The following is a 13,167-nucleotide window of genomic DNA, read 5'->3' on the forward strand; positions in this document are numbered from 1 at the left end:
CCGGAGGCCCACCGAAGTCCCCTGGCCACGCGCCCTGCCGCGGCCGCAGACCCGAAGGAGAGCACCGTGCCCGACCCGTTGCGGCGCGACCGCACCCACGTCGGCTTCGCCGGCCTCGGCAATCTGGGGCAGGCGATGGCCCTGGCCCTGATCGAGGACGGCTGGCGGCTGACGGTGTACGACCGGGTGCCGGACAAGGCGGCCCCCTGCGCCGCGCGCGGCGCCCGGGTCGCGGCGGGTCCCGCCGACCTGGCCGGCTGCGACGTGCTGGCCCTGGCCGTGCCGGACGACGAGGCCGTGGCCGAGCTGCTCGAAGGCCCGGGCGAGCCGGGTGCGCCCGGTGCGCCGGGTGAGGCGGCCGGGGGCAAGGCGGCCGGGGGCCTGCTGTCCCGGCTGCCGGAGGGGGCGCTGGTGCTGGTGCACAGCACGGTGCTCCCGCACCGGGTGCGCGAACTCGCCGCCCGCGCCGCGGAGTCCGGCGCCGGCCTGCTGGACGCGCCGGTCAGCGGCGGGGCCGAACGCGCCGCCCGCGGGGAGCTCGCCGTGATGGCCGGCGGGGCGGCGGCCGACGTGGAGCGGTCCCGGCCGCTGCTCGACTCCGTGGGCAGCGACGTGCGGCACGTCGGCCCCTCGGGGGCGGGGGCGGCCACGAAGCTGGCCAACCAGCTGATGATGTTCGCCGCGCTGGCCGGCACCCACGAGGCCCTGGACCTGGCCACGGCCTACGGGGTGCCGGCCTGGGAGGTGCTCGGGGTCGTCGCCGAGGGCACGGGCGACTCGTGGGTGGCCCGCCACTGGGGCTTCTTCGACGAGGTGGCCCGCGCCTACGAGGCGGGCGGCACCCCGGTGGCCGACCGCCCCTGGAGCAAGGACCTGTGGGAGATCACGGCCGCCGCCCGCGCGGCCGGCGTGACCGTTCCCCTGGCCGGACTGCTCGCCCAGACCATGGCCGACCGCGTGGAGCGCCACGCCGGCACGGCCCGAGGCCGGTGACGCGCCCCGAGGCGCGACGGCCCACCCGCAGCGGAGGTTTTGCGATGAAGGAAAACGATCCGGGCGGGGCCCGCGGAGGCGTGGGAACGCTTCCCGGGCCCGGGGCGCCCGCCCAGGCGGCCGCCGGCGGCGCCCGCCGCAGGGGAGGCCGGGCCGCCCGGGACAACCGCGCCGCCTACGCCTTCCTGACCCCGTGGCTCGCGGGCGTGCTGGTGTTCACGATCGGGCCGATGCTGTTCTCCCTCTACCTGGCCTTCACCAGGTACGACCTGGTCAGTGCGCCGCACTGGATCGGCTTCGACAACTTCCGGCACATGTTCGAGACCGATCCGCGCTACCTGAAGTCCGTCCGGGTCACCCTCACCTACGTGGTGGTCTCGGTGCCCCTGCTGCTGGCGTTCTCCCTGGGCCTGGCCATGGTGCTCAACCGGGGGCTGCGCTTCCTCACCGGCTACCGGGCGCTGTTCTACCTGCCCTCGCTGATCGGCGGCAGCGTCGCCGTGGCGGCGCTGTGGCGGCAGGTGTTCGGCGAGGAGGGCATCGTCAACAAGGCCCTGGGGGCGATCGGCATCGACCACGGCAGCTGGGTCGGCAACCCCGGCTCCGCCCTGTACACGATCGTGATCCTCCAGGTCTGGGCGTTCGGCTCCTCGATGATCATCTTCCTGGCCGGCCTGCGCCAGATACCGAGGGAGCTCTACGACGCCGCGGCCGTGGACGGCGCCGGGGCCGTGCGCCGCTTCCGCAGCGTCACGCTGCCCATGCTGTCCCCGCTGGTCTTCTTCAACCTGCTGCTCGGCGTCGTCAACGCCTTCCAGGCGTTCACCGGGGCCTACGTGGTCAGCAACGGCACCGGCGGCCCCTCGGACTCCACCCTCTTCTACACGCTCTACCTCTACGAACAGGGCTTCGCCCAGCTCAACATGGGCTACGCGGCGGCCATGGCCTGGGTGCTCGTCCTCGGACTCGCGATCTTCACCGGGCTCCTCTTCCTCAGCTCCAGGTACTGGGTCCACTACGGAGACGAACGATGAGTACAGCCCCCGGCCTCGCAGCCGTCCGCACCCCCCGCCAGAGCCGCCCTGCGCACCGCCCGCGCCCGCCGCTGTTCGGCAGACGGCTCACCCGCAGCCCCCTGCTGCTCGCCGTGGCCAGGCACAGCGGCCTGATCGTCCTGCTGGTGGTGATGCTGTATCCGCTGCTGTGGATGGTCGGCGCCTCCTTCCGCCCGGACAACAAGGTCTTCACCACCCTCGGCCTGTTCACCGGCGACTTCACCACGAGCAACTACAGCAGCGGCTGGTCGGGCGGGGACCAGCTCAACTTCTCCCGGTTCTTCCTCAACTCGCTGACGATCACGGTGCTGGCGATCCTCGGCAACCTGCTGAGCTGCTCGCTGACGGCCTACGCCTTCGCGCGCCTTGAGTTCCGCTTCAAGCGGGTGCTGTTCGCGCTGGTGCTCGGCACGCTGCTGCTGCCGTACCACGTGACGATGGTCCCGCAGTACATCCTGTTCAACCAGCTCGGCTGGGTGAACACCATCCTGCCGCTGGTGGCGCCCAAGTACCTGGCGACGGACGCGTTCTTCGTCTTCCTCATGGTGCAGTTCATCCGCGCGCTGCCCCGCGACCTCGACGACGCGGCCCGCATCGACGGCTGCGGTCACCTCGGGATCTTCTGCCGGGTGATCCTGCCGCTGTCCGTCCCGGCGCTCGGCACCACCGCGCTGTTCACGTTCATCCACACCTGGAACGACTTCCTGGGGCCGATGCTCTACCTGACCGACCCCGACCACTGGACCGTCTCGCAGGGCTTGGGCTCCTTCCTGGACGCGACCGGACAGTCCTCGTACGGCTCGCTGTTCGCCATGTCCACCCTCTCGCTGGTGCCGATCGTCGGGTTCTTCATCGCCGCCCAGCGGCTCCTCGTCGAGGGCGTCGCCACCAGCGGGCTGAAGTGAGTTGAGGTGAAGACGATGATCCACCTGCGGCACGCGACACGACGGCAGGTCAGGTCACGCGCGAGGACGGCACCGGGCCGCGGCCCGCGCCGCCCCTCGCGGGTGGCGGCGCTCGCGGCCGTCGCGCTGGCCCTGCTCGCCGCCGGCTGCGGCCAGCGGATGCCCCACCACACCGAGGCAGAACTCCAGGGCCGGGGCGACATCCAGGGCAGCATCAGGTTCTCCTGGTGGGGCTCGGCCTCCCGCAACGACAAGACCAACGAGGTCGCCGACATCTTCGAGCAGGACCACCCCGGGGTGCGGGTCAAGCGCGAGGCGGCCGACTTCTCGACCTACTTCAACCGGCTCAACGTGCAGGCCGCGGGCCGCAACATGCCCTGCGTCACCCAGCTCCAGGCCCGGCAGCTCAACGACTTCACCGACCGGAACGCGCTGCTGCCGCTCGACCCGATGATCGAGTCGGGCGCGATCGACGTCTCCGACATACCCGAGGACGTCCTCGACACCGGCCGCGGCCCCGACGGCAAGCTCTACATGCTGCCCACCGGCATCGCCTACGACGCGCTGACCGTCAACGCCTCCCTCGTCGAGGAGGCCGGCGCCCAGCTGCCGCCGGAGAACTACGACTGGGAGGACTACGGCCACTTCCTGGAGTCCCTGCGGGACGGCCTGCCCGAGGGCGTGTCCCCCGCCAACTACCAGGGCGGCCTGCCGAACTTCTTCATCGCCTACCTCTCCGGCCTCGGCGAGGACCTGTTCCGCGACGGCCGGCTCGGCTTCTCCAGGGAACTGCTCACCGACTACTGGGAGATGTGGGTCCACCTCCGCGACGAGGGCGTGACCAACTCGCCCGACGAGGTCAGCGAGGAGCCGCCGTCCCCCGAGGCCGGCTACGTCGCCCAGGGCGACGTCGTCAGCGACAGCGGCCCGGGCAACGCGCTCACCCCCGTGCAGAGCGCCCTCGAGGGCGCCCACCCCGGGCAGCGGGTGACCACCCTGCCGCTGCCGAGCGGCCCGGCCGGCACCGGCAACATCCTCGTCAGCTCCGGCATGGCCATCCCGCGCAACTGCGGGAACGTGCCGACCGCGGCGGCGTTCATCGACTTCTGGGCCAACGACGAGCGCAGCGGCGACACCTACGCCTCCGACAACGGCGCGGTCAGCAACACCCGGCTGCTCGAACGCCAGCTGAACGACCCGGACCTGCCGGAGACCAAGAAGCACGAGCTGACGCTCTACGAGGAGCTCGTCGCCCGCCATCCGGAAAACGTCCTCTATCCGCCCGGCTACACGGCGGTCTTCGAATCGGCGTTCACCCGCGCCTTCGAGGACATCTCCTTCGGGCACGCATCGGTGCCCGAGGCCGTGGACTCCTTCTTCGCCGAAGCCAACGCCGGGCTGGCGAACTAACCGCTCGGGAGAGTGCATGCACGACCACGACCGACACGACGCGCCCCACGAACGGCACGACGCGCCCGAAGGCGGCCGGCGCGCCGAAGGGGGCACCGGACGGCCACCGGGCGCGGACACGGCGCTCGGCGGGATGCGGGTGGTGGACCTCACCCAGGTGATGGCCGGCCCCTTCTGCACCATGATCCTCGCCGACCTCGGCGCCGACGTGATCAAGGTGGAGAACCCGGGCGGCGGCGACCAGACGCGGCACTCCTGGGGCGAGACCGGCGAGGGCCGCGACTCCACGGCCTTCTTCGCCCTCAACCGCAACAAGCGCAGCGTCTGCCTCGACCTGAAGAGCGAACAGGGCCGCGCCGACCTGCGGGAACTGGCCCGCACCGCCGACGTCCTCGTCCACAACTGGCGCCCCGGCGTGGCCGAGCGGCTCGGCGCCGACTACGCGAGCCTGTCCGCCCTCAACCCCGGGCTCGTCTACGCCTGCATCTCCGGCTTCGGCACCAGCGGCCCCTACGCCGACCGGCCCGGCTACGACCTGATAGCCCAGGGCATGACCGGGGCGATGAGCGTCACGGGCGAGCCGGGCGGGCGCCCGGTCAAGAACGGCCTGCCCGTGGGCGACCTGGGCGCCGGGCTGCTGCTCGCCAGCGGCATCCTGGCCGCCTGCCTGCACCGGCTGCGCACCGGGCAGGGGCAGCGCGTGGAGACCTCCCTGTACGAGGCGGTGCTCGCGATGTCGGTGTGGGAGTCCACCGAGTACTGGGCCACCGGAGAGCCGCCGCGGCCCCTCGGCTCGGCCAACCGGATGTCCGCCCCCTACCAGGCGCTGCGCACCCGCGACGGCTACCTGACGGTGGGGGCCAACAACCAGCGCCTGTGGCAGGGGCTGTGCCGCGCGCTCGGCCTCGGCCATCTCGCCGAGGACCCCAGGTTCGCCACCAACATGGACCGCATGCGCAACCGAGACGAACTCGCCGCCCTCCTGGAGGAGCGGCTGACCGAGGACGACACCGGCACCTGGGTGGACACGCTGCTGGCGGCCGGGGTGCCGGCCGGCCCGATCCTGGACTACGCCCAGGTCCTGGAGTCCGACCCGCACGTCAGGGCCCGCGGCCTGGTCCGCGAGGTCGACCATCCGGTGGCGGGGCGGGTGAAGGTGCTGGCCTCGCCGCTGACGCTCACCGGCAGCCCGGCCACCATCCGCCGCCATCCGCCGCTGATCGGGGAGCACACCGCCGAGGTGCTCGCCGAACTCCGCGCCGCGCGCGAGGCGGACCCGGCGGACCCCGTGGCCCCGGCCGGCTCCGCGGGCCGCCCGGACCCCGCGGACCCGGCGGACCCCGGGCACCGCGCGGACCCCGGGGGCCCCCGGGACGGCGCGGGGGGCCGGGACGGGGCAGGGCACGAAGGCGAGGCAGGCGCATGAGCGGCGAGGTGCTGGTGCGCCACGAGACCCTGCCCGAGGGCACCGTCGTCCACCTGACCCTGGCGCACCCCGAGCGGCGCAACGCGCTCACCTTCGCCATGTACGAACAGCTCGCCGCCGCCTGCGAGGCGGCCGACGCGCCCGGGGTGCGGGCCGTGGTGCTGCGCGGCGCCGGAGGCCGCGCCTTCGCCGCGGGCACCGACATCAGGGAGTTCACCGCCTTCGCCACCGGGGAGGCGGACGGCGGGGCCGACGGGCTCGCCTACGAGGCCCGCGTCGGCCGCGTCCTCGACCGGCTGCTCGCCGTCCGGGCCCCCGTCCTCGGCCTGGTCGAGGGGCCGGCGGTGGGCGGAGGGCTGGCCCTGGCCGCCGCCTGCGACCTGGTCCTGGCCACGCCGGACGCCACCTTCGGCGCCCCCATCGCGCGCACCCTCGGCAACTGCCTGCCCGCGCGGGTGGTCGCCCGCCTCCAGCGCCGGATGGGCGCCGGCCGCGCGATGGCGATGCTCCTCACCGCGGAACTCCTCGACGCCGAGTCGGCCCGGGCCGCCGGGCTCGTGCACCGGGTCGTGCCGCGCGAGGAGTTCGAGGAGCGCGCCGCCGCGCTGCTCCGCCGCCTGTGCGGCTCCGCGCCGCTGACGCTGGCCGCCCTCAAGGAGACCGACCGCCGGCTTGAGGCCGCTGCCGCCGCCGTGGACACCGACGACCTGCTGCGCGCCTGCTACGGCAGCCGCGACTTCCACGAGGCGGTCCGCGCCTTTCTCGACCACCGCACGCACTCCTGGGAGGGCCGCTGATGTCCGCGCCCGAGGCCCCGCCCGCCGGCGGCCCCGTCGTCGACGCACACCACCACTTCTGGCAGGTGGCCAGGCAGCCGCAGTCCTGGCGCACCCCCGCCCACCGGGCGATCGAGCGGGACTACGAACCCGCCGACCTCGCCCCGCTGCTGGCCGCGGCCGGGGTGGACGCCACCGTCCTGGTCCAGTCCGTGGACGGCCCCGAGGAGAACGACCGGCTCGCCGCGTACGCCGCGCGGGCCCCCTTCGTGGCCGGGGTGGTCGGCTGGCTGCCGCTCGCCGACCCGGCCGCCGCCCGCGCCGAGCTGGCCCGCCTCGCCCCCGAACCCGGCGCCCCCGGCACGCCCGGCTCGCCGGGCGCGCCCGGCGCGTTCGGCGCCTTCGGCCGGCTGTGCGGGGTGCGCACCCTCATCGCGCGCGACCCGCTGGACTGGCTGGCCGCGCCGGACACCAGGGCGCTCTTCCGCGAACTCGCCGACCGCGGCCTCGCCTGGGACGTGGTGCCGGTCACCGACGCGCAGGCCAGGGCGGTCACCGCGCTCGCCGAGGCGGTGCCCGGGCTGCGGATCGTCGTGGACCACCTGTGCCGCCCGCCGGTGGAGGGCGGCGATCCCGGCGCCTGGGCGAACCGCCTGGCGGCGCTGGCCGCCTGCCCGGGAGTGGCGCTGAAGGTCTCCGTCGGCATCGACGTGCTCACCGACTGGCCCCGCTGGCGGGCCGACGCGCTGCTGCCCCACGTGACCCGGGCCGTCGAACTCTTCGGCCCCCGGCGCCTGATGCTGGCGAGCAACTGGCCCGTCGTCCTGCTGCGCCGCGACTACGCGGGCGCGCTCGCCGACCAGCTCGGCCTGCTGCGCGCCGCGGGGCTCGACGGCCCCGCGCTGGCCGAGGCCGCGGGCGGCACCGCGATCCGCTGGTACGGACTCGGCCCGCGGCCCGGCGGGCTTCGGGAGGCGGGTTCCGCCGGGCCCGCCCGCGGGCAGGTCTCGGGGCACGCGCCCGGGCACCCCGGCGGGCAGGCCGCCGGGACGGGGGCCGCCGGGGCCGCGGGAGCCGCCGGGGCCGCCGCGGCACCCGCCGCCGGGCGGGGGACGGAGGAGACGTGAGCCTGATTCCCTTCGAGGACCGCGCGCCCCGCCTCGCCGAGGGCGCCTGGGTGGCGCCGGGCGCCACCGTCCTCGGCGACGTGCGCCTGGGGGCCGGGGCGAGCGTCTGGTACGGCACCGTGGTCCGCGCCGATCTGGAACGCATCGAGATCGGCGCGGGCAGCAACGTGCAGGACGGCTGCGTCCTGCACGCCGACCCCGGCTTTCCCGCCGTCCTCGGCGCGGGCGTGTCCGTCGGCCACCGGGCCGTCGTGCACGGCTGCCTCGTCGAGGAGGACTCCCTGGTCGGGATGGGGGCGGTGCTGCTCAACGGGGCGCGGGTGGGCCGCGGTTCGCTGATCGCCGCCGGGGCCGTGCTGCTTGAGGGCACCTCGGTGCCGCCGGGATCGCTGGTCGCGGGGGTGCCGGGCAAGGTCAGGCGCGCCCTGACGGCGGCCGAGCGGGAGGGCCTGCGCGCCACCGCCGCCCGCTACCGCGACCTCGCCCGCCGCCACGCCGCCCACCCCGCCCCGCCGCCCGGCTGAGGCACACCCCGACCGCATGCACCGGGGTCCCCGCCCGCCCGGCCGGGCGGGGACCCCCGCCCCCGCACACCGACACTTCGACACGCCAGGAGGCAGCGCAGACATGACCCCCACCCCGCCGGAGACCCGGCCCCAGGCCACGCCCGCACCCCTGCCCGAGGCGCCGGGGACGCTGCCCGAGGACGCCGCACGCGCCACCCTCGTCGGCCGCCTGTACGACCCGGCCGCCGGCGGGCCGTGCGTCGTCGCGGTGCGCGGCGGCGAGCTGGCCGACCTCACCCCGCACGCGCCCACCGTCGCCGACCTGCTCGACCGCGAGGACGCCCGCACGCTCGCCCGCAGCGCGCCCGCCGCCACCACCTGGCCACTCGCCGAGGTGCTCGACGCCACCCTGCACGGCCGCCGCGACGTTCCGCACCTGCTCGCCCCCTGCGACCTGCAGGTGCTCAAGGCCTGCGGCGTCACCTTCGTCCGCAGCATGATCGAGCGCGTCATCGAGGAACGCGCCAAGGGCGACAGGTCGGGCGCCGCCGCCGTCAGGGCCCGGGTGCGGGACGTGGTGGGCGGCGCGATAGGCGACCTCGTGCCCGGCTCGCCCGAGGCGGCCCGCGCCAAGGAGGTGCTCATCGCCGAGGGCCTGTGGTCGCAGTACCTGGAGGTGGGCATCGGCCCGGACGCGGAGGTCTTCACGAAGGCGCCCGTGCTCTCCGCGGTGGGCACCGGCGCCGAGGTCGGCGTGTGGAGCCGCTCCCAGTGGAACAACCCGGAGCCGGAACTCGTCCTCGCCGTGGACTCGCGGGGCCGCGCGGTCGGCGCCACCCTCGGCAACGACGTCAACCTCCGCGATGTCGAGGGCCGCAGCGCGCTCCTCCTCGGCAAGGCCAAGGACAACAACGCCTCCTGCGCGATAGGCCCGCTGCTGCGGCTGTTCGACGAGGAGTTCACCGTCGACGACGCGCGCTCCCTCGACATCCGGCTCACCATCGCCGGCGCCGACGACGGATTCGTGCTGGAGAGCGTGAGCTCGCTGCGCGAGATCAGCCGCGACCTGCTCGACCTGGTCGGGCAGACGATCGGGGAACTGCACCGGTACCCGGACGGGGTGATGCTGTTCACCGGGACGATGTTCGCGCCCACCCTCGACCGCGACGGGGCGGGCCAGGGCTTCACCCACCACCTCGGCGACACGGTGACGATCTCCTCGCCCCGGCTCGGGGCCCTGGTCAACACGGTGGCGCACGCCGAGCAGGCGCCGCCCTGGACCTACGGCATCCGGGCCCTGATGGCCAACCTCGCCGCAAGGGGGCTGCTCGGGTCATGACCGCCAGGATCGTCGTCACCGACCAGGCCTTCGGCCAGGTCCGCCACGAGCGGGCCGTGGCCGACAGGTTCTCCGCCGCGTTCGCCGAGCACTCCTGCGTCGGCGAGGAGGACACGGCCGCCGCCGTGCGCGGCGCCGACGTGGTCTTCGTCAACTTCGCCCCGATGACCCGCAGGGTGCTCGCCTCCCTCGCGCCCGGCGGCACCGTCATCCGCTACGGCATCGGCTACGACAACGTGGACGTGGAGGCGGCCCGCGCGCTCGGCGTCCGCGTCGCCAACGTGCCCGACTACGGCACCGAGACCGTCGCCGACCACGCGGTGGCCTGCCTGCTCGCCCTGCTGCGCAGGCTGCCCTGGTACGACCGGTCGATCCGCGAGCGCGGGTGGGTCACCCCGGCCGAGGCCGGGCCCGTGCCCAGCTTCTCCGCCACCACCGTGGGCCTGGTCGGCACCGGCCAGATCGGGCGGGCGGTGCACCGGCGGCTGCGGGCCTTCGGCTTCACCGTGCTGGCGAGCGACCCCTACGCCACCCCGCCGCAGGGCCCGGAGGAGGGCCCGGAGCTGGTCGGTCTTCGCGAACTGCTCGGCCGGGCCGACGCCGTGTCCCTGCACGCCCCGGCCACGCCGGAGACCCACCATCTGATCGGCCGCGAGAACCTGGCCCTGATGCGCGAGGGCGCCGTCCTGGTCAACACCTCGCGCGGCCCCCTGGTCGACACCGAGGCGCTGGCCGAGGCGCTGCGCTCCGGCCGGCTCGCGGGGGCGGCGCTCGACGTCTTCGACCCCGAGCCGCTGCCGGCCGGCTCCCCGCTGCGCGGCCTGCCGAACGTGGTGCTCACGCCGCACGCCGCGTTCTACTCCACCGACTCCCTCGACGCGCTCCAGCGGCTGGCCGCCGAGGAGGCGGCCCGCGCCCTCAGTGGCGAGCCGCTGCGCTGCCGGGTCGCGTAGGCGTGAAGGGAAGCGGCCGGGTGGCGGCGGGAGAGCGGTGCCGCGAGGGGCGCGGCGCGGGCCCGTCGCCCGGGCCCGCGCCGCGCCGTGCCCGACAGGTTCGGGGGGCGGCCTGCCGGGGGCGCGACCGCGGGTGCGCGGGGTGTGTGAGGGTGGTGCGACACCCGCGGGCGCCGGCTCAGAAGGTGTACGGCGTCAGGTACTCCGGCAGGAGCACCCGCGTGCCGGGGGCGGTCTCCCGGATCGCGGCGACGAGGGCGTCCAGCCGGTCCCGGGTCACCGGGTCGGGGACCGGCGGGTTGGACAGCTCACGCTCGAAGTGGTCCCAGTGCACGGGCACCACGGTGGGCGGCTCGTCCAGCGCCTCGACCAGCCGCCGCGCGTAGTCGTGCGTGCTCCCGCTGGAGGGGACGGCGATCATCGCCACGTCCGGGGAGAGGCCGGCGAGGTTGCGCGCGACGAAGTCGCTGGCGCCCATGAAGAAGACCGAGGGCCCGTCCTTCACGTTCAGCTGGAAGGTGAGGGTGTTCCCCTCGGTGAGGTCCGCGACCACGGTGGGCGGGGAGGACAGGGGCAGGGCGTGCACGCCGGGGAAGGCGATGCTGTTGTTCGCGTTGCGGCTGTGCAGGGAGGAAACGACCTCCACCGTGTAGTCGCCGAACTCCAGGACCTCGCCGCCCTGGACCGGGCCGAGCTGCGCGGAGGGCACGCCGAGCGCCCGCGCGAGGTGGTGGGTGGTGAGGGTCCCGAAGACCCGGGCGCCGGTGGAGGCGGCGATGTACGGCACGTCGTTGAGGTGGTCCCAGTGCGAGTGGGTCACCAGCACCGTCTCCGGGCTGCCCACGTGCGCGTCCACGGCGGCCTGGTCCACCGTCAGCGGGGTCCGCTCGTCGAAGGTGCCGTCGAAGAGACCGGTGGAGTACCGGCTGAGGAAGGGGTCGACGAGGACGGTCCGCTCGCCGATGTCCACCCGCCAGCCGGCCGTTCCGAGCCAGGTGAAGGTCGCGTCGCCCCCGCGCGAGCCCCCTCGGCGCTGCCCGCGCCCACGGTCCCGCGTCGCCGCGGCCGCCCCGATCGTCCCCGCCGTCGCCAGCGTGGTGCCCCCGGCCACCCCCGCCAGGAAACCGCGCCGTCCCATGCGCATGCCAGCCATGCTCGACTCCCCTCATTCAGAACACTCGGACAGAACACCCGGATCACCGAGACGCCCCGGACCACCGTGACGGCCCGGACCACCGGGACGCCGCGGACCACCGTGACGGCCGGAACACCCGGGTGGACCGGGCCACTTGAGCCATCCCGGCCACCCGGGCCCGCGGGCCACCTGGGCCGGTCGGGCCACCCCGGCCGGTCGGGCCATTCGGGGCAGGCGGTCGAGCCGCGTCGCCCGCGGCGTTCGGGCCGTCCGGGCTCGCCCCCGAACGCCGCGACCCAACCACCCCGATCGCCGCCGCGTCCAAGACCCGGGCCCCCGCGCACCCATAGCCGTCCGGGTATCGAGCCAGGTCAGAGGCTCCGACCGGGGCCGTCGGCCCCGGAAAAACCGGGGTGGCGCGCGGCCGGGGGAGCGGCGGCCCGCAGGTGCTCGACGGCCGTGCGGGCGGCCTCGCCGATCGCCAGATCGATGTCGATGCCGCGGCTGCGCAGCGACTCCGCGGCGGCGAAGACGGCGATCGCGTACCGGCCGCCGTCCGGGTACTCGACGACCCCCGCCTCCATGTGCAGCCCGGGCAGCGTCCCGGTCTTCGCCGCCAGCCGCACCTCGGGCGGGAAGCCGGAGCCGAGGCGGGTCCAGAAAACCTGCCGGGCCATCAGCTCCCGCACGGCGGCGCAGGCCGCGGGCGGCCCGGCCGCGTCCTGCCAGATCAGCTCCAGGAGCCGGGTGATCTCGCGCGCCGTGCTGGATGTGGTGTGCTCCGGGTCGAAGACGCGCAGGGCGCGCACCTGCTCCGTGGTGAGCGTCGGATACACCCGCGCGAACTCCCCGCCGTCGCGCGCCCCCACGTCCGCGAGCATCGATTCGAGCAACTGCCGCGGCCCGCCGCGCACCCGCGTCCTGGTCAGGCCGAGTTCCGCCGTCAGCAGCGGCAGCACGTCCAGTCCGATCCGGCGCAGCAGCACGTCGGCGGCGGTGTTGTCGCTGACCGACATCGCGAAGTAGGCCAGGTCCCGCAGCGAGAGCTCGGCGTCGTCCGCGCACCCGGCGACGCCCCAGCCGCCGAGCCGGTCCCCGGCCCGCACCCGTATCCGCTCCCGCGGGTCGAGCCGGCCGGTCGCGGCCTGCCTGGCGAACTCGAGGACCAGCAGGATCTTGAAGATCGAGGCGATCACGACCTGCTCGTCGGCGCGCAGCGCCACCTCGCCGCCCCGCCCCTCCCGCGGCCCGTCCCCGGCCGCCCCGAGCGGGCGCACATGCAGCCGCCCGGTCACCCCGACCGAGGCAAAGATCCCCTCGACCGCCTCGACCGCCTCGACCGCCTCGACCGCCTCGACCGCCTCGACCGCCTCGCCCGGCCCTTGGACGCCGTCCGCCGCCGCGCCCGGCCCTTGGGCGCCGTCCGCCGCCGCGCCACCTGCCTGCGCCCCGTCCGCGGGACGAGCCGTGCCCGCCCCCTCCACCGGGGGAGCCGCGCCCGCCCCGCCGGCCGGGCCCCGGGGGCGTGCGTTCGGCCCGTTC

The 13,167-nt window shown here is 75.3% G+C and carries 12 protein-coding genes; 10 read left to right on the forward strand and 2 right to left on the reverse strand.

Annotated features, from left to right (window positions below; translation table 11 throughout):
- Positions 1 to 66: 66 nt before the first annotated feature.
- The 10 genes from D7294_RS01665 (at position 67) to D7294_RS01710 (ending at position 10,490) form a co-directional block, all read left to right on the forward strand.
- Complete coding sequence (locus D7294_RS01665) at positions 67 to 993, forward strand: NAD(P)-dependent oxidoreductase (protein ID WP_120674599.1); 927 nt, start codon at positions 67 to 69, stop codon at positions 991 to 993.
- Positions 994 to 1,073: 80 nt separating this feature from the next.
- On the forward strand, positions 1,074 to 2,027 hold the full coding sequence (locus D7294_RS01670) for a carbohydrate ABC transporter permease (RefSeq protein ID WP_241562031.1): 954 nt from the start codon (positions 1,074 to 1,076) through the stop codon (positions 2,025 to 2,027).
- Positions 2,024 to 2,953, forward strand: coding sequence for a carbohydrate ABC transporter permease (locus D7294_RS01675; protein ID WP_120674603.1), 930 nt, complete (start codon positions 2,024 to 2,026; stop codon positions 2,951 to 2,953). Before D7294_RS01670 ends, D7294_RS01675 begins: the two co-directional genes overlap by 4 nt.
- A 15-nt stretch (positions 2,954 to 2,968) precedes the next feature.
- A complete protein-coding gene (locus D7294_RS01680; protein ID WP_241562061.1) occupies positions 2,969 to 4,363 on the forward strand; it encodes an ABC transporter substrate-binding protein in 1,395 nt (464 codons plus the stop codon).
- A 16-nt stretch (positions 4,364 to 4,379) separates the two neighbouring features.
- Complete coding sequence (locus tag D7294_RS01685; RefSeq protein WP_206619444.1) at positions 4,380 to 5,789, forward strand: CaiB/BaiF CoA transferase family protein; 1,410 nt, start codon at positions 4,380 to 4,382, stop codon at positions 5,787 to 5,789.
- On the forward strand, positions 5,786 to 6,586 hold the full coding sequence (locus tag D7294_RS01690; RefSeq protein ID WP_120674607.1) for an enoyl-CoA hydratase: 801 nt from the start codon (positions 5,786 to 5,788) through the stop codon (positions 6,584 to 6,586). The genes D7294_RS01685 and D7294_RS01690 overlap by 4 nt, the downstream gene beginning before the upstream one ends.
- Entirely contained in the window at positions 6,586 to 7,692 is a 1,107-nt protein-coding gene (locus tag D7294_RS01695; protein WP_120674609.1) for an amidohydrolase family protein, read from the forward strand. Before D7294_RS01690 ends, D7294_RS01695 begins: the two co-directional genes overlap by 1 nt.
- Positions 7,689 to 8,216, forward strand: a complete 528-nt coding sequence (locus D7294_RS01700) for a gamma carbonic anhydrase family protein (protein ID WP_120674611.1) — start codon at positions 7,689 to 7,691, stop codon at positions 8,214 to 8,216. Before D7294_RS01695 ends, D7294_RS01700 begins: the two co-directional genes overlap by 4 nt.
- A 103-nt stretch (positions 8,217 to 8,319) precedes the next feature.
- A complete protein-coding gene (locus D7294_RS01705) occupies positions 8,320 to 9,537 on the forward strand; it encodes a fumarylacetoacetate hydrolase family protein (RefSeq protein ID WP_158674545.1) in 1,218 nt (405 codons plus the stop codon).
- Positions 9,534 to 10,490 (forward strand): C-terminal binding protein, encoded by a 957-nt coding sequence (locus tag D7294_RS01710; protein WP_120674613.1) that lies wholly within the window; start codon positions 9,534 to 9,536, stop codon positions 10,488 to 10,490. Before D7294_RS01705 ends, D7294_RS01710 begins: the two co-directional genes overlap by 4 nt.
- A gap of 178 nt (positions 10,491 to 10,668) precedes the next feature.
- Here D7294_RS01710 and D7294_RS01715 read toward each other — a convergent pair whose 3' ends face one another.
- Positions 10,669 to 11,643 carry an MBL fold metallo-hydrolase gene (locus D7294_RS01715; RefSeq protein ID WP_206619445.1) on the reverse strand — a complete coding sequence of 325 codons (975 nt, stop codon included), beginning with the start codon at positions 11,641 to 11,643 and terminating at the stop codon, positions 10,669 to 10,671.
- A 353-nt stretch (positions 11,644 to 11,996) separates the two neighbouring features.
- Complete coding sequence (locus D7294_RS01720) at positions 11,997 to 12,938, reverse strand: serine hydrolase (RefSeq protein ID WP_120675266.1); 942 nt, start codon at positions 12,936 to 12,938, stop codon at positions 11,997 to 11,999.
- Positions 12,939 to 13,167 lie beyond the last annotated feature (229 nt).

Source organism: Streptomyces hoynatensis, assembly GCF_003626535.1.
GTDB classification, from domain to species: domain Bacteria; phylum Actinomycetota; class Actinomycetes; order Streptomycetales; family Streptomycetaceae; genus Streptomyces; species Streptomyces hoynatensis.